We start from the raw sequence: 18740 nt of genomic DNA, 5'->3' as shown, positions 1-18740 counted from the left end.
GGTAAAAACCGTGACTGGCGAGTTCTTAGCGCAAACCGAGTACGGCGGCCCACTGTTCGGCCGTAACCGGCATGACCGACAGGCGACTGCCTTTCTGCACCAGCGGCATTTCGGCCAGCGCAGTCTGCTGTTTCAGGTAATCGAGCTTCAGCACCCGGGCAAACGTCTCGACATGCGCAACATCAATCGCACTCCAGGCGTTTTTATCGGGTGTGGCCTTCGGGTCGAAGTAATGGCTCTCGGGTTCCAGTGCGGTGGGATCCGGGTACGCCGCCTCGATTATTTTGCCGATTCCGGCGATACCCGGCTCCGGGCAACTGGAGTGGTAGAAAAAGAACTCATCGCCCACCGCCATCGCCCGCAGGAAATTGCGCGCCTGATAGTTGCGAACCCCGTCCCAGCGCGCTTTGCCGAGTTTCTCCAGATCTTTGATCGAGAGTTCGTCGGGCTCGGATTTCATCAGCCAATAGGCCATGTCTTTTGCTCCTCAAGCGGTGATTGGGCAGGTTGTCGGGCAATTTTATGACAAACCGACGGTCGGTTGACGTCAGCGTTTGCGCCCGGGTTCACGTTGTCGCAAAATGCCGGCCTTTAAAGCTTGACGCTGCTGCACGGCCTACGAACGGAAACCGCTGCTGTCATCGTGATGATGTGCCTTGAGGGGGGCAATCGATGAAACGCAAACCGGATTTGCTATGGACTTTGGTTATTTTGTTCGGCCTTGGTGTCGTGACCACCGGTTACGCGCAAAGTCTGTGGACGAGCAAGGCCGATGCTCCGGTTGAAGTCGCGCAACAGGTCCAACAGTCGACCGCCTTCAAACGCTGAAACTGCCTTCCCGACGCCGCTGATCTGCGCGGCGTCTATCCCGCGAAATACCACGCTTTATCGGTGACCGTGCCCTGCAACGGTACATCCCAGCTGGCCTGCGCCAGGCGTTCGACCTTCTGACATTCATGGGCCAGGCCCAGCAACGTCGGCTTGCGCCAGTTCTTGCGCCGGGCCAGGTACGCCAGACTGCGGTCGTAGAATCCGCCGCCCATCCCCAGACGTCCGCCAACATCGTCAAACCCCACCAGTGGCAACAGCACCAGATCCAGGGTCCAGATCTTGCGCTGATGGGCCAGATTGGCTCGTGGTTCGAGAATGCGGAAGCGGTTGGGCTTGAGCTTGTCGCCGGGGCGAATTCGCTGGAACACCATTTTGGTTCGCGGCCAGGCGCTTAGCACCGGCAGATACGTGGCTTTGCCGCGACGCTGGGCTTCACGCAGCAGCAGGCGCGGGTCGATTTCACCGTCGGTGGGCAGATACAGAGAGATGTGTTTGGCCCGGCGAAAGTGCGGGTCTTGCGCCAGTTGGCGGAACAGGCCTTTGGCGGCCTGCCGCTGTTCACCGGGAGTCAGTGAACGACGCGCCTTGCGCAGCAGGCGGCGGAGTTGCGGGCGGGGCAGCAGCGCAGGTTCGGTCATGGTTCGGCTTCGGCAGGTGAGGGCGAAAACGCACGCATAAAAAATCCGATGCCGGCAAAAACCGGCATCGGATTCGAATCAGGCTCCCCGGATGAACCGCTGTCAACTTAGCCCTTGAACCCGAAAGTTCAAGGTGGAAGATGCAGTAGACTTTAAGGCTTTCCGTCTGGCGGACATGCACACCAGCCCAACGTGCAACTTCCAGGGTAGTGCGAATCGGCTCAGGGACATCGTCAACTGGCAAGCACCCCAGGGAGTGCGGCGAGTATACCTCAAGCGGCCTGGCGAATCAGCCCTTGCTGATGTCCGGATCGTCGGCCAGCACCAGATCGACACGATCGAGCAAGTCGCGCACCTGTTCACGGGTCGAGCCGCTGGCCTGGATGTCCGGGCGCTCTTCTTTGTGCAAGAGGTCGTGGGTGATGTTCAGCGCAGCCATCACCGCAATACGGTCGGCGCCGATGACTTTGCCGCTGCTGCGGATCTCGCGCATCTTGCCGTCCAGGTAGCGGGCGGCGCTGACCAGATTGCTGCGTTCTTCCTGGGGGCAGATGATCGAATATTCTTTGTCGAGGATCTGCACGGTAACGCTATTGCTTGAACTCATGAGTCTTGCTCCAGGGCCTTGAGGCGCGAAATCATCGATTCGACCTTACGCCGGGCGATTTCGTTTTTTTCAATGAGGTGAGCGCGTTCCTCGCGCCAGGTCTTTTCCTGAGCTAGTAAGAGTGCGTTTTGACTCTTTAGTTGCTCGACTCGGGTAATCAGCTTTTCGAGTCTGGCCATCAGCGCTTGCAGGTCGGTGTCTTCCATTGTGTCCACTGAATTCATCTGATGGGCGGCAGGCGCCTGGCTGGCGGACAGCCTTTAATAGTCTTGGCGAGTCTGTCGATGTAGGATACAAGGCCTTCATTCTAGACATAGCGCCGTCTGGCGCCTAGCTGCCCATGACCATTGCGAATTCCCCGTACCAAGCCTTTGCCACCCTGCTGACTTCCAGCGGCCACAACGTCTCGCCTGCCGAACTGCACGGCCTGCTGCTCGGCCGCAGCTGCGCCGGTGCCGGCTTCGATAACGAAGGCTGGCTGATCGACGCCGCCGAACTGCTCGAAGGCGACATCCAGGACAACGTCCGCAACGCCCTGATTGGCCTGCAAGAAATGGTCAAGGGCGAGCTGACCGGTAGCGACGTCACCGTCGTTCTGCTGCTGCCGACCGATGACGCGCCCCTGGCCGACCGCGCCGCCGCACTGGGCCAATGGTGCCAGGGCTTCCTCAGCGGTTTCGGCCTGAACTGCCGCGACAGCAGCATGCTCAGCACCGAAGCCACCGAAGTGCTGCAGGATCTGGCGGCGATCTCCCAGGTGCAAGACGCTCTGGAAGAATCCGAAGACGGCGAAAGCGACTACATGGAAGTCATGGAGTACCTGCGCGTCGCGCCGCTGTTGCTGTTCTCGGAAACCAAGAAAGCCGACGTGCCGCCAGCCGCCAAGCCGTCGCTGCATTAATCGCGTGCCAGGGAAAGCCATCTGCCCATGACCCATATCCCCAAAGCGGAATACAGCCGTCGCCGCAAGGCCCTGATGGCGCAGATGGAACCCAACAGCATCGCGATCCTGCCCGCCGCCGCAGTCGCGATCCGCAACCGCGACGTCGAGCACGTCTACCGTCAGGACAGCGACTTCCAGTACCTCAGCGGTTTCCCCGAGCCGCAAGCCGTCATCGTCCTGATGCCCGGCCGCGAGCACGGCGAGTACGTGCTGTTCTGCCGCGAGCGCAATGCCGAACGCGAGTTATGGGACGGCCTGCGCGCCGGCCAGGAAGGCGCAATCCGTGATTACGGCGCTGACGACGCGTTCCCGATTACCGACATCGACGACATCCTCCCGGGCCTGATCGAAGGCCGCGACCGGGTGTATTCGGCGATGGGCAGCAACCCGGAGTTCGACCGCCATCTGATGGACTGGATCAACGTGATCCGCTCCAAGGCGCACCTCGGCGCCCAGCCACCGAACGAATTCGTTGCCCTGGATCATCTGCTGCACGACATGCGCCTGTATAAATCGGCGGCAGAAGTGAAGGTGATGCGCGAAGCCGCACGGATTTCCGCTCAGGCGCATATCCGCGCGATGCAGGCCAGCCGGCCGGGACTGTACGAATACAGCCTCGAAGCCGAACTCGATTACGAGTTCCGCAAGGGCGGGGCGAAGATGCCGGCCTACGGTTCGATCGTCGCTGCCGGGCGCAACAGTTGCATCCTGCATTACCAGCAGAATGACGCGCTGCTCAAGGACGGCGATCTGGTGTTGATCGACGCCGGTTGCGAGATCGACTGCTACGCCAGCGACATCACCCGCACCTGGCCGGTCAACGGCAAGTTTTCACCCGAGCAGAAAGCGATTTACGAACTGGTGCTGGCTTCGCAGGAAGCCGCGTTCGCTGAAATCGCCCCGAACAAAAACTGGAATCAGGCGCACGAAGCGACGGTGCGGGTGATTACCGCAGGCCTGGTCAAGCTCGGAATCCTGCAAGGCGAGGTCGATGAGTTGATCGCGACCGAAGCCTATAAAGCGTTTTACATGCACCGTGCCGGCCATTGGCTGGGCATGGATGTGCACGACGTCGGCGAATACAAGGTCGGCGGCGAATGGCGAGTGCTGGAGGTCGGCATGGCGCTGACCGTGGAACCGGGCATCTACATCGCCCCGGACAACCAGAACGTAGCGAAGAAATGGCGCGGCATTGGCGTGCGCATTGAGGATGACGTGGTAGTGACCAAGACCGGTTGTGAAATATTGACCAGCGGCGTACCGAAAACCGTCGCCGAAATCGAAGCGCTGATGGCGCAAGCACGGACACACGCGGCATGAGTCGAGTCAATCTGGCAATCATCGGTGGCGGCCTGGTCGGCGCCAGCCTGGCGTTGGCCTTGCAGGCCGGGGCCAAGGCCCGCGGCTGGAAAATCGTCCTGATCGAACCGTTCGCCCCCGGCGACAGCTGGCAGCCGAGCTACGACGCACGTTCGTCGGCGCTGTCCTTCGGTTCCCGGCAGATCTATCAACGGCTGGGCGTGTGGCAGGAGATTTCCCGCCGCGCCGAGCCGATCAAACAGATTCACGTGTCCGACCGTGGCCGCTTCTCCACCGCCCGTCTGTCGGCGATGGAAGAGGGCGTGCCGGCACTCGGCTACGTGGTGGAAAACGCCTGGCTCGGCCAGTGCCTGTGGCAGCACCTGGACAAAGACGTGATCAGTTGGCGCTGCCCGGCGGAAGTCACGCGCATGGAGCCGCTGCCTGACGGCTATCGCCTGACCCTCAATGATGAAACCACCGTCGAGTGCGATCTGGCGGTGCTCGCCGATGGTGGTCGCTCCGGTCTGCGCGAACAACTGGGCATCAACGTGCGCAAGCGTCCGTACAACCAGAGCGCGCTGATCGCCAACATCACCCCGAGCGAATCACACAACGGCATGGCCTTCGAGCGCTTCACCGACGAAGGGCCGATGGCCTTGCTGCCGCTGCCGGACAACCGTTGCGCACTGGTCTGGACCCGCCTAGGCATGGATGCGCAACGCCTGGCAGACCTCAGCGAGCGCGATTTCCTCAGCGAACTGCAAGGCGTGTTCGGCTACCGCCTCGGCACCTTGAAACAGGTCGGCGCGCGGCATCTGTATCCGTTGTCACTGGTCGAGGCCGAAGAGCAGGTGCGCTCGCATTTGGCCGTACTCGGCAATGCCGCGCACAGCCTGCACCCGATTGCCGGACAAGGTTTCAACCTGTCCCTGCGGGATGCTGATGCACTGGCTGCCGCACTGCTCGCCAGCGACAAACCGCTGGGCGACTTCGCCACCTTGCAGGCCTATCGCGAGCGGCAGCGTCTGGATCAGGAGCTCACCGTGGGCTTCTCCGATCAGGTCACCCGGCTGTTCGGCAGCACCCAGCCGCTGATCTCGCTGGGCCGCAACATCGGCCTGCTCGGTCTCGATCTGTTGCCACCGGCCAAGCGCTGGTTTGCTCGTCAGGCCATGGGGCTGGGGACGCGGCCGGATGCTTGAGCGGCGGGTCGGCACTTTCACTTTCAGCAGCGCGCCGCCAACTGGCGCGCTGGCTAAAACCCTTTACGGGCGGCGTATGCCGCCAGCGAGACAGGCTTAAAGCATGGAAATGCGCGCAGATCTGCTGATTGTCGGAGCCGGAATGGTCGGCAGCGCCCTCGCGTTGGCGTTGCAGGACAGCGGCCTGGAAGTGTTGCTGCTCGACGGCAGCCCGCTGAGCGTCAAACCGTTCGACGCCGCCGCGCCGTTCGAGCCGCGAGTGAGCGCCTTGTCGGCGGCCAGCCAGCGGATACTCGAACGCCTTGGCGTCTGGGACGGCATCGCCAAGCGCCGCAGCAGCCCGTACACCGACATGCACGTGTGGGACGGCAGCGGCACCGGGCAGATTCATTTCTCGGCGAGCAGTGTGCATGCCGAAGTGCTCGGCCATATCGTCGAAAACCGCGTGGTGCAGGATGCCTTGCTCGATCGTTTGCACGATTGCGATCTGGGCATGCTGGCCAACGCACGGCTGGAACAGATGCGCCGCTCCGGTGACGACTGGCTTCTGACTCTGGCCGATGGTCGGCAGTTGCGTGCGCCGCTGGTGATTGCGGCGGACGGCGCCAATTCGGCGGTACGCCGTCTGACCGGCGTCGCTACTCGCGAGTGGGATTACCTGCACCATGCCATCGTTACCAGCGTGCGCAGCAGCAAGCCGCACCGGATGACCGCGTGGCAGCGTTTCACCGATCACGGGCCGCTGGCGTTTCTGCCGCTGGAGCGTGACGGGCAGCAGGACTGGTGCTCGATCGTCTGGTCGACAACGCCAAGTGAAGCCGAACGCCTGATGGCGCTGGATGAAGCGGCATTCTGTCGTGAGCTGGAGCGAGCCTTTGAAGGTTGCCTGGGCGAAGTCGTCAGTGCTGATCCACGGCTGTGCGTGCCTTTGCGTCAACGCCACGCCAAACGCTACGTGGCCGAAGGCCTGGCACTGATCGGCGACGCCGCGCACACCATTCACCCGTTGGCCGGGCAGGGTGTGAACCTGGGTTTCCTCGATGCGGCGGTGCTGGCTGAAGTGCTGTTGCAAGCGGCGGAACGCGGCGAACGGCTGGCGGATGTGAAGGTGCTGAGCCGCTACGAGCGCCGGCGCATGCCGCACAACCTGGCATTGATGGCGGCGATGGAGGGCTTCGAGCGCTTGTTCCAGGCTGACCCGTTGCCGGTGCGCTGGTTGCGCAACGCCGGATTGAAACTGGTGGAGCAGATGCCGGAGGCCAAGGCGTTGTTTGTGCGTGAGGCGCTGGGGTTGACCGGGGATCTGCCGGTACTGGCCAAACCCTGAGATTTGTTTGAGGCTGATGGCCTCTTCGCGAGCAAGCCCGCTCCCACATTGGAATACATTTCAGGGGTGGGAGCGGGCTTGCTCGCGAAGGGGCCAGAACCGACGCCATGAATTTCAGCTTGTGCAACATCTGGTAACTCCTTGCCCAAGTGTTCGATTGAGCTGGTAAATGTGAGTCCTTATCATTTGGCCCACATTTTCCGACCGAGAGATCACTCCCATGTTGGCACCCAAGCGTCTCTTGACCGCACTGGCCCTGACCCTGATCGGCAGCACTGCCGCCCAGGCCGCCGACGAGGTGGTGGTCTACTCCTCGCGTATCGATGAGTTGATCAAACCGGTGTTCGACGCCTACACCGCGAAAACCGGGGTGAAGATCAAGTTCATCACCGACAAGGAAGCGCCGCTGATGCAGCGGATCAAGGCCGAGGGCGAAAACGCCACCGCCGACCTGCTGCTCACCGTGGATGCCGGCAACCTCTGGCAGGCCGAACAGATGGGCATCCTCCAGCCGTTCACCTCGAAGACCATCGACAGCAACATTCCCGCGCAATACCGCTCCTCCAGCCACGCCTGGACCGGCCTGAGCCTGCGCGCGCGGACCATCGCCTATTCCACCGAACGGGTGAAACCGGGCGAGTTGACCACCTACGAAGCGTTGGCCGACAAGAATTGGGAAGGGCGTCTGTGCCTGCGCACGGCGAAGAAGGTCTACAACCAGTCGCTGACCGCGACCATGATCGAAGTGCACGGCGCCGAGAAGACCGAGAAGATCCTCAAGGGCTGGGTCAACAACCTGTCCACCGATGTGTTCTCCGACGACGTTGCGGTGCTGGAAGCGATCAACGCCGGGCAGTGCGACGTCGGCATCGTCAACACCTACTACTACGGGCGCCTGCACAAGCAGAAGCCCGACCTGCCGGTGAAACTGTTCTGGCCGAATCAGGCCGATCGCGGCGTGCATGTAAACCTGTCCGGTATCGGCCTGACCCAACATGCACCGCACCCGGAAGCAGCCAAGGCGCTGGTCGAATGGATGACCACACCTGAAGCGCAGAAAATCTTCGCCGACGTCAACCAGGAGTTCCCGGCCAACCCGGCAGTGAAACCTTCGGAAGAAGTGGCGGCGTGGGGCAAGTTCGTCGCTGACACCTTGCCGGTGGAAGTGGCGGGCAAGCGTCAGGCGGAAGCGATCCGCATGATGGATCGGGCGGGTTGGAACTGAGTATTTGCCGGTCGCTGTGTTCGCTCAAGATCGCTGCCCTCACCCCAGCCCTCTCCCGGGGGGAGAGGGAGCCGATCTCCATGGCTTTCAAGACCGGAGCTCGGCTCGATGTATCAGGTCGGCGTAAATCGAAAGATCACCACGTTCAGTCCCCTCTCCCTCCGGGAGAGGGTTAGGGTGAGGGCAGCAATCTCGAGCTGAAACACCTGAATCAGAACCACCAACCACCCCTCAGAGTCCCAAAAGTGGCCCACCCCGCCCAACGCCGCTGGTACCCCATCGTCCTCGCCATTGCCGCGCTGGTGCTGTTGCCCCTGAGTGTCCTGCTGCTGTCGTGGCAGACCATCGATCAGCAGATCTGGTCGCACCTCTGGGAAACCCAGATGCCGCGCCTGCTCGGCAACACCCTGACGCTGGTGCTCGGCGTTGGCGTCGGTGTGACGCTGCTCGGTGTCAGTCTGGCGTGGCTCACCAGCCTCTGCGAATTCCCCGGACGGCGCTGGCTCGACTGGGCGCTGATGCTGCCGTTCGCCATCCCGGCCTACGTGCTGGCGTTCGTCTTCGTCGGCCTGCTGGACTTCGCCGGCCCGGTGCAGACCCTGCTGCGTGAGTGGTTCGGCAGCGGCTTGCGCCTGCCGCGCGTGCGCTCTACCGGCGGGGTGATTGTGGTACTGGTGCTGGTGTTTTATCCCTACGTCTACCTGCTGGCGCGCACCGCGTTTCTCGCGCAGGGCAAAGGCTTGATGGAGGCGGCGCGGGTACTCGGGCAATCGCCATGGCAGGCGTTCTGGCGGGTGGCGTTGCCGATGGCGCGTCCGGCGATTGGCGCCGGTGTGGCGCTGGCGCTGATGGAGACGCTGGCGGATTTCGGCGCGGTGTCGGTGTTCAACTTCGACACCTTCACCACCGCCATCTACAAGACCTGGTACGGCTTCTTCAGCCTGCCGAGCGCCGCACAACTGGCGAGCCTGTTGCTGCTGGTGGTGATGCTGGTGCTGTACGGAGAGCGGCGCGCCCGTGGCGCCAACCGGGCGAGCAACGAGCGCCCCAGGGTCAAGGCGTTGTATCAGCTGCGCGGGCTAAAGGCGTTCGCGGCGACCGGCTGGTGCACGTTGGTGTTTGCCTGCGCGTTCGTGATTCCGTTGCTGCAACTGCTCGTATGGTTCTGGCAGCGCGGGCGCTTCGATCTCGATGAGCGTTATGCCGGGCTGATCCTGCACACCCTGTATCTGGGCGGCATGGCGGCGTTGATCACCGTCAGCGTCGCGCTGTTGCTGGCGTTTGCCCGACGTCTGGCGCCGACCCGGGCAATCCGTTCCGGGGTCAGTCTGGCCAATCTTGGTTATGCGCTGCCGGGTTCGGTGCTGGCGGTGTCGATCATGCTGGCGTTCAGTTATCTCGACCGCGAACTGGTGATTCCGCTGTCGGGCTGGCTCGGCGGCGCCGGCAAGCCATTGCTGCTGGGCAGTCTGGCGGCGTTGCTGATGGCCTATCTGGTGCGCTTTATCGCGGTGGCCTACGGACCACTGGAAAACAGTCTGGCGCGTATACGGCCTTCATTGCCCGAAGCGGCACGTAGTCTGGGTGTCAGTGGGCCGCGACTGTTTTTCAAAGTGTATCTGCCGCTGTTGCTGCCCGGCACACTGAGCGCGGCGTTGCTGGTGTTCGTCGATGTGCTCAAGGAAATGCCCGCGACCCTGCTGATGCGCCCGTTTGGCTGGGACACGCTGGCGGTGCGGATCTTCGAAATGACCAGTGAAGGGGAGTGGGCGCGGGCATCGCTGCCGGCGCTGACCCTGGTGTTGGTCGGCCTGTTACCGGTCATCGGCCTGATCCGCCGCTCGGCGCACCGAAACACTTAGTCGTCAGTCCTGAATCATGCGGCTACAATGCGCGGCATTCGGTGCGGTTCGTCTGACAGACCCGTTCGCTGAAATCGGCTGAAAGCCTTCTATTTCGAGGCTTTCACCCCGTACAGCGGCTGTCCGCACCTTCGCCACGCCCGGAAGGAGAAACCCATGGGACAGCGTACGCCTCTGTATGACCTGCATCTCGCCCTCGGCGCGAAGATGGTCGATTTTGGCGGTTGGGACATGCCACTGCATTACGGCTCGCAGGTCGAGGAACACCACGAGGTGCGCCGCGATTGCGGGGTGTTCGATGTTTCCCATATGACCGTTATCGACATTGACGGCCCCCAGGCCAAGGCCTGGCTGCAGCATTTGCTGGCCAATGACGTCGAACGCCTGCATCGCCCCGGCCGCGCGCTCTACAGCACGATGCTCAACGAACGTGGCGGCATCGTCGACGACATGATCGTCTATCGCCTCGAAGACCGTTATCGTCTGGTGTTCAACGCCTCCACTCGCGACCAGGATCTGGCGTGGATGCAGGCGCAGGTCGCCGGTTACGACGTGCATCTGCACGAGCGTCAGGATCTGGCGATGCTCGCCATTCAAGGCCCGCAGGCCCGGCAGAAGATTGCCGAACTGGTGACCCAGTCCCGCGCCGCACTGATCCAGCACCTCAAACCGTTCGAAGCCGAAGTCGATGGCGACTGGTTCATCGCCCGCACCGGTTATACCGGTGAAGACGGCCTGGAAATCGCTTTGCCGGCCGAGCAGGCGCCGGGATTTTTCAACGATCTGGTCGGTGCCGGTATTTCGCCAATCGGCCTCGGCGCCCGCGACACGTTGCGGGTCGAAGCCGGGATGAACCTCTACGGCCAGGACATTCATCAGGATGTCTCGCCGCTGGCGTCCAATATGGCCTGGAGCATCGCTTGGGAACCGGCTTCGCGGCAGTTCATCGGTCGCTCGGCGCTGGAAGCGGAAAAAGCCGCCGGCGTTGCGCACAAACTGGTGGGTCTGGTGCTTGAGGAGCGCGGTGTTTTGCGCGCCCATCAAGTGGTTCGTATCGCCGATGTTGGCGAAGGAGAGATCACCAGTGGTAGTTTCTCTCCTACGCTAAGCAAATCGATTGCCCTGGCGCGTGTACCGATGGCTACCGCCGACCGCGCCGAAGTGGAAATCCGTGGCAAGTGGTATCCGGTACGAGTGGTCAAACCGACCTTCGTGCGCCATGGTAAAACCTTGATCTGACCTTTTCCGGCGGGCCTGACCGCTGACAATTTTCTTGAGGACACCGAGCATGAGCAATATCCCCGCCGAACTGCGTTTTGCCGAAAGTCATGAATGGGCACGCCTGGAAGCCGACGGCACCGTTACCGTGGGCATCAGCGATCACGCGCAGGAAGCGCTGGGCGATGTGGTGTTCGTTGAACTGGCCGAAGTCGGCAAGGTGTTTGCTGCCGGTGAGGCTGCCGGTGTTGTCGAGTCGGTGAAGGCCGCGTCCGACATCTACTCCCCGATCGGCGGTGAAGTGATCGCGGTCAACGAAACGCTGGCTGACTCGCCGGAAGAGCTGAACAACGATCCGTACGCCGCATGGATCTTCAAGCTCCAGCCAAGCGACAAGGCCGAGCTGGACAAGCTGCTGGACGCTGCTGCCTACAAGGCTGCCATCGGCGAATAAGCAGACTGTAATACTGCAAAAGCCCCGATCTCTCGGGGCTTTTTTGTAGGCGTTGATCAGGCGTCGCGCAATACCGCTTTCACTGCCGCCACCGAACGCTCGACGTCGTCCTTGGTCATGGTGGTGAACATCGGCAATGACACGATCAAGCGCCCAACGCGCTCGGCAACTGGCAACATGCCTTCCTTGAACCCGCGCTCGCGGTACAGGCTCAGCAAGTGGATCGGCGGGTAGTGATAGCCGATGCCGATGCCTTTGGCCTGCATCTGCTCCATGAACGTGGCGCGGGCCGGCAAGCCGTCCTTGCGCTCCGGCAGGACCAGTTGGAACAGGTGCCAGTTGCTCTGGGTGAAGTCCGCCGGTGGCAGTTGGGCGCCATAAGTCGCTTCAAAGTCATCGCCAAAACATTTGAAGTAGTGCCGGGCCAGTTCCTGACGATGGGCGGTCAGCGCCTCGATATGGGCGAACTGGCCGAGGCCGATGGTGGCGGCGACGTCGGTCATGTTGAACTTGCCGCCGAGCACGTCGACGTCCAGACCATCAAAGCCGTTGCGGGTCACGCCCTGCAAGCGGTACTTCTCCGCCAGCCGCGCCTCTTCCGGGGTGTTCAGCACCAGGCAGCCGCCCTCGGAGCAGGTGACGTTCTTGTTCGCCTGAAAGCTGAACGACACGAAATCGCCGGTGGCGCCGATGCGCTGGCCGTTCCAGCTCGAACCCAGGGCCTGAGCGGCGTCTTCGACAATGCGCAAGTTGTGTTTGCGGGCGATGGCGTACAAGCGTTCCATGTCCACCGGCAGGCCGGCGAGGTACACCGGAATCACTGCTTTGGTGCGTGGGGTGATCGCCGCTTCGAGCTTGTCCAGATCGATGTTGCGGGTCACCGGATCGATGTCGGCAAACACTGGTGTGGCGCCGACTTCGAGGATCACGTTGGCGGTGGCGACCCAGGAAATCGGCGTGGTGATCACTTCGTCACCCGGCCCGATGCCGGCGATGCGCAAGGCGATTTCCATGGTGCAGGTGCCGGAGTTGAAGGTGCGCACCGGGCGCCCGCCGAAGTATTCCGACAGTTGTGCTTCAAAGGCCTGGACCTTCGGCCCGCTGGTGATCCAGCCGGAGCGCAGCACATCGCCGACGGCGGCAATCGTGGCTTCATCAATGACAGGTTTGGAAAACGGCAGGAACGGCAGTTGGCTCATGAGGATTCGATCATCCGAAAGTTGGACGCCTGATGCAGGCGCTACAGCATGCCCCGGAACCCCCTCTGCCGCCAAGCCGTGCGCGTCGGGATCGGCTGCTATGCTGGTTTGACCGTGTTGCATTGACGCCGAGCGCCAGCCAAGAGAGAGCCCGTCATGTCCCAGTTGCCATCCTTGAGCCAGTTACGCGACCCCGAAGCCTTTCTGCGCCGCCATTTGGGCCCCGACGCCGCCGAACAACAGGCGATGCTCGACAGCCTCGGTCTGGGCAGCCGGGTCGAACTGATCGAGCAGACGGTGCCGCCGGGCATTCGCCTGAATCGGGCGCTGGACTTGCCGCCGGCCCTTGATGAGCAGGCGGCGCTGGCCAAGCTGCGCGGTTACGCCGAGCAGAATCAGGTCTGGACCAGCCTGATCGGCATGGGCTACCACGGCACGCTGACGCCGACCGTCATCCTGCGCAACGTGCTGGAAAATCCCGGCTGGTACACCGCGTACACCCCGTATCAACCGGAGATCGCCCAGGGCCGTCTCGAAGCGTTGTTGAATTTTCAGCAACTGACCATCGACCTCACCGGTCTTGAACTGGCCAACGCCTCTTTGCTCGACGAAGCCACCGCCGCTGCAGAAGCCATGGCGCTGGCCAAGCGTGTGGCGAAGTCGAAGAGCAATCTGTTTTTCGTCGATGAGAACTGTCATCCGCAAACCATCTCCGTGGTGCAAACCCGCGCCGAAGGTTTCGGCTTCGAGCTGATCATCGACGCTGTGGATAACCTCAACCAGCATCAGGTGTTCGGCGCGTTGCTGCAGTATTCCGACACTCACGGCGAGATCCGTGATCTGCGTCCGGTCATCGATCAGTTACACGCGCAGCAGGCGTTAGCGTGTGTCGCCACCGATCTGCTGAGCCTGTTGCTGCTGACACCGCCGGGTGAATTGGGCGCGGATGTCGTGTTCGGTTCGTCCCAGCGCTTTGGCGTACCGATGGGCTACGGTGGCCCGCATGCGGCGTTTTTTGCCAGTCGCGAGGAGTACAAACGGGCGATTCCGGGGCGGATCATCGGCGTGTCGAAAGACGCTCGTGGCAACGTCGCATTGCGCATGGCCCTGCAAACCCGTGAGCAGCATATTCGCCGCGAGAAGGCCAACTCGAACATCTGCACCGCGCAGGTGCTGCTGGCCAACATCGCCAGTTGCTACGCGGTGTATCACGGGCCGCAAGGCTTGAAACGCATCGCCCAGCGCGTGCACCGCTTGACCTGCATCCTGGCGGCGGGCCTTGAGCGCCATGGTATTGCGCGGGTCAACGGACAGTTTTTCGACACCCTCACGCTGGAGGTTGGCGGCGCGCAGAGCGCGATCATCGATAGCGCCAAGGCTGCGCAGATCAACCTGCGGATTCTCGGCCGTGGCCGAGTCGGCTTGAGCCTCGACGAGACTTGCGATGAAAACACGGTGGCCAAACTGTTCGACGTGCTGCTCGGTGCCGATCATGGTTTGAACGTCGACGACATTGACGCAGAAGCACTGGTTTCCGGCATTCCCGACCACCTGCAGCGCAACACGCCGTACCTGCGCCACCCGGTGTTCAACGCGCATCACAGCGAAACCGAGATGCTGCGCTACCTCAAGCAACTGGAGAATAAGGATCTGGCGCTCAACCAGTCGATGATCCCACTGGGCTCCTGCACCATGAAACTCAACGCCACCAGCGAGATGATCCCGATCACCTGGCCGCAGTTCGCCAATCTGCACCCGTTCGCGCCACGGGAACAGGCGCTCGGTTACACCTTGATGATTGAAGAACTGGAGCGTTGGTTGTGCGCGATCACCGGGTTCGATGCGATCTGCATGCAGCCCAATTCCGGCGCTCAGGGCGAGTACGCCGGGCTGCTGGCGATTCGCAAATATCACGAGAGCCGGCAGCAGGGCGCACGGGACATTTGCCTGATTCCATCCTCGGCCCATGGCACCAACCCGGCCTCGGCGCAGATGGCCGGGATGCGCGTGGTGATCGTCGAGTGCGACGAGGCCGGCAACGTCGATCTGGACGACCTGAAAACCAAGGCGGCCGCGGCGGGGGACAAGTTGTCGTGCCTGATGGCGACCTATCCGTCGACCCATGGTGTGTACGAGGAGGGCATCAGCGAAATCTGCGAAGTTATCCACCAGCACGGCGGGCAGGTGTACATGGACGGCGCCAACCTAAATGCCCAGGTTGGGCTGGCGCGGCCGGCGGACATTGGCGCCGACGTGTCGCACATGAACCTGCACAAGACTTTCTGCATTCCCCACGGCGGTGGCGGGCCGGGCATGGGGCCGATCGGCATTCGCGCGCATCTGGCGCCGTTCGTTGCCAATCACCCGGTGGTACCGATTGACGGCCCGTTGCCACAGAACGGCGCGGTCAGCGCGGCGCCGTGGGGCAGTGCGAGCATTTTGCCGATCAGCTGGATGTACATCGCGATGATGGGGCCGCAACTGGCGGATGCCAGCGAAGTGGCGATCCTCGCGGCGAACTATCTGGCGCAGCATTTATCCGGCGCATTCCCGGTGCTCTACACCGGGCGCAACGGGCGGGTGGCCCATGAATGCATTCTTGATCTGCGGCCGTTGAAGGCGCAGACCGGGATCAGTGAAGAGGACGTCGCCAAGCGCCTGATGGACTATGGTTTCCATGCGCCGACCATGTCCTTCCCGGTGCCGGGGACGTTGATGGTCGAACCGACCGAGAGCGAATCCAAGGCCGAACTCGATCGTTTCATCGGCGCGATGCTGAGCATCCGCGCGGAAATCACCGAAGTGCAGAACGGCAACTGGCCGGCGGAAGACAACCCGCTCAAGCGCGCGCCGCATACCCTGGCGGATGTCACCGGAGTGTGGGAGCGGCCTTACAGCATCGAGCAGGGGATCACCCCGGATGCGCATACCAAGGCGCACAAGTATTGGCCGGCGGTGAATCGGGTGGATAACGTTTATGGGGATCGCAATCTGTTTTGTGCCTGCGTCCCGGTTGACGATTACCGCTGATCTTCAGGCAACACGCAGAGCCATAGTGGGAGCGGGTTTGCTCGCGAAGGCGTCGTGTCAGAAAAATGGATGCGTCTGACCCACCGCCTTCGCGAGCAAGCCCGCTCCCACAGGGGGTCGTGGTGAATTCGACATTACGGGCAAAAAAATGCCGCTCGATCGAGCGGCATTTTTGTTGGCGCCTGGCTTACTCGGAGGCCACTGCGTTCTTCGCCAGAATCGCATTCGCCAGTTCCATGTCCGTGGCCTGCAGGCCCGGATTGTCGGCGCGGACTTTCTGCATCGCTGCTTCCAGGTACGGCCCACGGATGCCGCCATCGCTGGCAACGAAGCTGCCGGCATCGTCCTGTGCGGCAACGATCAGCTTGTGATCCTTGAAGGTCAGGTAGGTCGAACCGGTGGTGGCGCCGGACGAAATGACGTTACGCCAAAAGCTGTCGGCCATCGCTGAACCAACGGGAAGGGACAGCAAGGCAATGGTGGCGACAGCAAGTTTGAGACGCATGATTGAGTGACTCCTGGGGGTTAACTACGGCGTTGGATAACGATTCGCCAATCCGGTTCCGTAGTGGCCTATTTCTGCTCACTCTGCGGCGTAACCCGCAGCACTTCTTCAAGGGTGGTCAGTCCCGCCGCGACCTTCTGCGCACCCGACAGGCGCAGGCTGCGCATGCCTTCCTTGAAGGCTTGCCGGCGGATGGCGGTGAGGTCGGTGTCCGGGGTGATGAGCGCTTTGAGGCTATCGCTCAACTGCATGATTTCGTAGACCCCGGCGCGTCCGCGATAACCGGTGTCGCGACACTCCAGGCAACCGATAGCGCGTTGCGCATTGCCCGGCAGCGGCGCCTGCCAGGGCCGGGTCAGGGTTTGCCAGTCTTCCTCTTCCAGCGTCAGCGGCGCCTTGCAGTGCGGGCACAGGGTGCGCACCAGACGCTGGGCCATGACCCCGAGCACCGTGGCTTTAATCAGATAGTGCGGCACGCCGAGTTCCAATAGCCGACTGATCGCGCTGGGGGCATCGTTGGTGTGCAGGGTCGACAGCACCAGGTGGCCGGTGAGTGCCGCCTGAATCGCCATTTCTGCGGTTTCCAGGTCACGGATCTCGCCGATCATGATGATGTCCGGGTCTTGCCGCATCAGCGCGCGCACGCCGGCGGCGAAGCTCAGGTCGATGTTGTGCTGCACCTGCATCTGGTTGAACGCCGGCTCGACCATTTCGATCGGGTCTTCGATGGTGCAGAGGTTGATCTCCGGCGTCGCCAGTTTTTTCAGTGTGGTGTACAGCGTGGTGGTCTTGCCCGAGCCGGTTGGTCCGGTGACCAGAATGATGCCGTTAGGCTGGCGGGTCATGTCCTGCCAGCGGCGCAGGTCGTCGGCGGAAAAGCCCAACTGATCGAAGTCCTTGAGCAGCACTTCCGGGTCGAAGATCCGCATGACCATTTTTTCGCCAAACGCGGTGGGCAGCGTTGAGAGCCGCAGCTCCACCTCGCCGCCGTCCGGGGTTTTGGTCTTGACCCGGCCGTCCTGGGGTTTGCGCTTCTCGGCGACGTTCATCCGCCCGAGGCTTTTCAGGCGACTGACGATCGCCATGGTCACCTGCGGCGGGAATTGATAGACGTTGTGCAGCACGCCGTCGATGCGGAAACGCACGGTGCCCTGTTCGCGGCGCGGTTCGATGTGGATATCGCTGGCGCGCTGCTGGAAGGCGTACTGGAACAGCCAGTCGACGATGTTGACGATGTGCGCGTCGTTGGCGTCCGGTTCCTGATCGCTGGCGCCGAGGTTGAGCAGTTGTTCGAAGTTGCCGAGGTTACCGCTCTGCGCGTCGGCAGTGCTGGCGCCGCTGACCGATTTGGCCAGGCGAAAGAACTCGACGCTGAAACGCTGGATATCCACCGGGTTGGCGACCACCCGTTTGATCGGCAGCTTCAGCACGTGGGTCAAGTCAGCCTCCCAACCGGTGACGTAGGGCTGGGCGCTGGCCACGACCACCGCATCGCGGTCGACCGCCACCGCGAGAATCTTGTGCCGTTGGGCAAAGGCGTAGGACATCAGCGGGGTGATGGCGGCTACGTTGATCTTCAACGGGTCGATGCGCATGTACGGCTGGCCGGCCTGCTGCGCCAGCCACAGGGTCAGGCTTTCCAGGTCCAGATGTTTGCCTGGACGGCTGAGGTCATCCAATTGCTGGCTGGCGATGAACTCCAGCGGATGTTGCTGGCCGTGGGTCGCATGGCGGCGGCGGGCGTTGAGCGCCTGCTCCGCCGAGTCCTGGCTGATAAAACCCTGGGCGACCAGTTCACGCAACACATCGTTGAGATCCAGCCAGCGGTCCTGAGTGGCGAGTTGAACGGACATGCGGGCTCCTTTTGAACGACTGTGCGCAAAGGATAGTCGTGGCCCCGCAGACTGTTGGGCCACTACCCGACAAAGCCGTTGCCGGATTTGTCAGCCGGACGCCTGGGCCGGCGCAGCCCACGCCGTGTCGGCGTCTTGCAGGTTCACCGAGCAGACACTGATCAGGTTACGAAGTTTTTCCGCAATCACCTGGGCGCGATGCCAGCTCAGACCATCAATGACGATATCGATCGACAGCAGATCGTCGAGCCGTTCGACGTGGACCTGCTGCGGCGTGAGGAATTGCAGCGCAAACAGATTCAGCACCCGCACCAACAGATCCGGCTCGGCTTCGGCGAGCAACTGATAACGCGCACAGCAGTGGGCATTGTTGACGTTCCACACATCGGCGCGGGGCGCGGGGGTATTCACGGCTTCGAGGTGAGGCATGTCCGGTCTCCAGAGTCAGTGGAGGAATTTTTACATTCGATGCCGGGCATTTCTTGTCTAAGATGAGCGAATTCGCGGATTGCTCGGCATGAGTAATTCGGAAAATTATCATTTT

Annotated in this window: 18 protein-coding genes and 1 other RNA gene; 10 read left to right on the top strand and 9 right to left on the bottom strand. The window is 62.1% G+C overall.

Annotated elements, in window-relative coordinates:
- Nucleotides 1-25 precede the first annotated feature (25 nt).
- Nucleotides 26-475, bottom strand: coding sequence for an EVE domain-containing protein (locus tag ACOYXI_RS18085; RefSeq protein WP_461675129.1), 450 nt, complete (start codon nt 473-475; stop codon nt 26-28).
- Between the two features lie 197 nt (nt 476-672).
- On the opposite strand from ACOYXI_RS18085, the gene ACOYXI_RS18080 reads away from it, so the two are divergent.
- Nucleotides 673-828, top strand: coding sequence for a hypothetical protein (locus ACOYXI_RS18080; protein WP_167797087.1), 156 nt, complete (start codon nt 673-675; stop codon nt 826-828).
- A gap of 35 nt (nt 829-863) precedes the next feature.
- Here the strand turns inward: ACOYXI_RS18080 and ACOYXI_RS18075 are convergent, their stop codons facing one another.
- The 4 genes from ACOYXI_RS18075 to ACOYXI_RS18060 all read right to left on the bottom strand — a co-directional run bounded on the left by ACOYXI_RS18075 (nt 864) and on the right by ACOYXI_RS18060 (nt 2282).
- Complete coding sequence (locus ACOYXI_RS18075) at nt 864-1469, bottom strand: 5-formyltetrahydrofolate cyclo-ligase (protein ID WP_115985878.1); 606 nt, start codon at nt 1467-1469, stop codon at nt 864-866.
- A gap of 80 nt (nt 1470-1549) precedes the next feature.
- Nucleotides 1550-1728, bottom strand: a non-coding RNA gene (gene ssrS / locus ACOYXI_RS18070) — 6S RNA.
- A 30-nt stretch (nt 1729-1758) separates the two neighbouring features.
- Nucleotides 1759-2076 carry a cell division protein ZapA gene (locus tag ACOYXI_RS18065; protein WP_007967943.1) on the bottom strand — a complete coding sequence of 106 codons (318 nt, stop codon included), beginning with the start codon at nt 2074-2076 and terminating at the stop codon, nt 1759-1761.
- Complete coding sequence (locus tag ACOYXI_RS18060; RefSeq protein ID WP_103483758.1) at nt 2073-2282, bottom strand: TIGR02449 family protein; 210 nt, start codon at nt 2280-2282, stop codon at nt 2073-2075. The genes ACOYXI_RS18065 and ACOYXI_RS18060 overlap by 4 nt, the downstream gene beginning before the upstream one ends.
- Nucleotides 2283-2416: 134 nt before the next feature.
- On the opposite strand from ACOYXI_RS18060, the gene ACOYXI_RS18055 reads away from it, so the two are divergent.
- The 8 genes from ACOYXI_RS18055 (at nt 2417) to gcvH (ending at nt 11609) form a co-directional block, all read left to right on the top strand.
- Nucleotides 2417-2977: a YecA/YgfB family protein gene (locus ACOYXI_RS18055; protein ID WP_202369137.1), complete on the top strand. Its 561-nt coding sequence runs from the start codon at nt 2417-2419 to the stop codon at nt 2975-2977.
- 27 nt (nt 2978-3004) lie between these two features.
- On the top strand, nt 3005-4339 hold the full coding sequence (gene pepP, locus ACOYXI_RS18050; RefSeq protein ID WP_103483641.1) for a Xaa-Pro aminopeptidase: 1335 nt from the start codon (nt 3005-3007) through the stop codon (nt 4337-4339).
- Nucleotides 4336-5523, top strand: a complete 1188-nt coding sequence (gene ubiH / locus ACOYXI_RS18045) for a 2-octaprenyl-6-methoxyphenyl hydroxylase (protein ID WP_098966175.1) — start codon at nt 4336-4338, stop codon at nt 5521-5523. The genes pepP and ubiH overlap by 4 nt, the downstream gene beginning before the upstream one ends.
- A gap of 109 nt (nt 5524-5632) precedes the next feature.
- Nucleotides 5633-6850, top strand: coding sequence for a 2-octaprenyl-3-methyl-6-methoxy-1,4-benzoquinol hydroxylase (locus ACOYXI_RS18040; RefSeq protein WP_171061890.1), 1218 nt, complete (start codon nt 5633-5635; stop codon nt 6848-6850).
- A gap of 220 nt (nt 6851-7070) precedes the next feature.
- Nucleotides 7071-8075: an extracellular solute-binding protein gene (locus tag ACOYXI_RS18035; protein ID WP_135296801.1), complete on the top strand. Its 1005-nt coding sequence runs from the start codon at nt 7071-7073 to the stop codon at nt 8073-8075.
- Between the two features lie 245 nt (nt 8076-8320).
- Complete coding sequence (locus tag ACOYXI_RS18030; RefSeq protein WP_134784918.1) at nt 8321-9937, top strand: ABC transporter permease; 1617 nt, start codon at nt 8321-8323, stop codon at nt 9935-9937.
- Nucleotides 9938-10093: 156 nt separating this feature from the next.
- Nucleotides 10094-11176 carry a glycine cleavage system aminomethyltransferase GcvT gene (gene gcvT / locus ACOYXI_RS18025; RefSeq protein ID WP_027610497.1) on the top strand — a complete coding sequence of 361 codons (1083 nt, stop codon included), beginning with the start codon at nt 10094-10096 and terminating at the stop codon, nt 11174-11176.
- A gap of 49 nt (nt 11177-11225) precedes the next feature.
- Nucleotides 11226-11609, top strand: a complete 384-nt coding sequence (gcvH, locus tag ACOYXI_RS18020; protein WP_098966169.1) for a glycine cleavage system protein GcvH — start codon at nt 11226-11228, stop codon at nt 11607-11609.
- Nucleotides 11610-11665: 56 nt separating this feature from the next.
- On the opposite strand, the gene ACOYXI_RS18015 is transcribed toward gcvH, so the two are convergent.
- The gene (locus ACOYXI_RS18015) at nt 11666-12808 is read right to left on the bottom strand and encodes a DegT/DnrJ/EryC1/StrS family aminotransferase (RefSeq protein WP_461675128.1); all 1143 of its coding nucleotides are present in this window, start codon (nt 12806-12808) and stop codon (nt 11666-11668) included.
- A gap of 156 nt (nt 12809-12964) precedes the next feature.
- Here ACOYXI_RS18015 and gcvP point away from each other — a divergent pair, with 156 nt between their 5' ends.
- Entirely contained in the window at nt 12965-15838 is a 2874-nt protein-coding gene (gene gcvP / locus ACOYXI_RS18010) for an aminomethyl-transferring glycine dehydrogenase (RefSeq protein ID WP_461675127.1), read from the top strand.
- A gap of 187 nt (nt 15839-16025) precedes the next feature.
- On the opposite strand, the gene ACOYXI_RS18005 is transcribed toward gcvP, so the two are convergent.
- From ACOYXI_RS18005 to ACOYXI_RS17995, 3 genes are all read right to left on the bottom strand, one after another.
- Nucleotides 16026-16346 carry a DUF2388 domain-containing protein gene (locus tag ACOYXI_RS18005; protein WP_169857239.1) on the bottom strand — a complete coding sequence of 107 codons (321 nt, stop codon included), beginning with the start codon at nt 16344-16346 and terminating at the stop codon, nt 16026-16028.
- 65 nt (nt 16347-16411) lie between these two features.
- Complete coding sequence (locus ACOYXI_RS18000; protein WP_007967966.1) at nt 16412-18196, bottom strand: GspE/PulE family protein; 1785 nt, start codon at nt 18194-18196, stop codon at nt 16412-16414.
- A 90-nt stretch (nt 18197-18286) separates the two neighbouring features.
- Nucleotides 18287-18625 (bottom strand): hypothetical protein, encoded by a 339-nt coding sequence (locus ACOYXI_RS17995; RefSeq protein ID WP_096796142.1) that lies wholly within the window; start codon nt 18623-18625, stop codon nt 18287-18289.
- Nucleotides 18626-18740 lie beyond the last annotated feature (115 nt).

It is taken from the genome of Pseudomonas sp. G3-19, from assembly GCF_054855875.1.
This window is presented reverse-complemented; position numbering and strand designations above follow the sequence as displayed.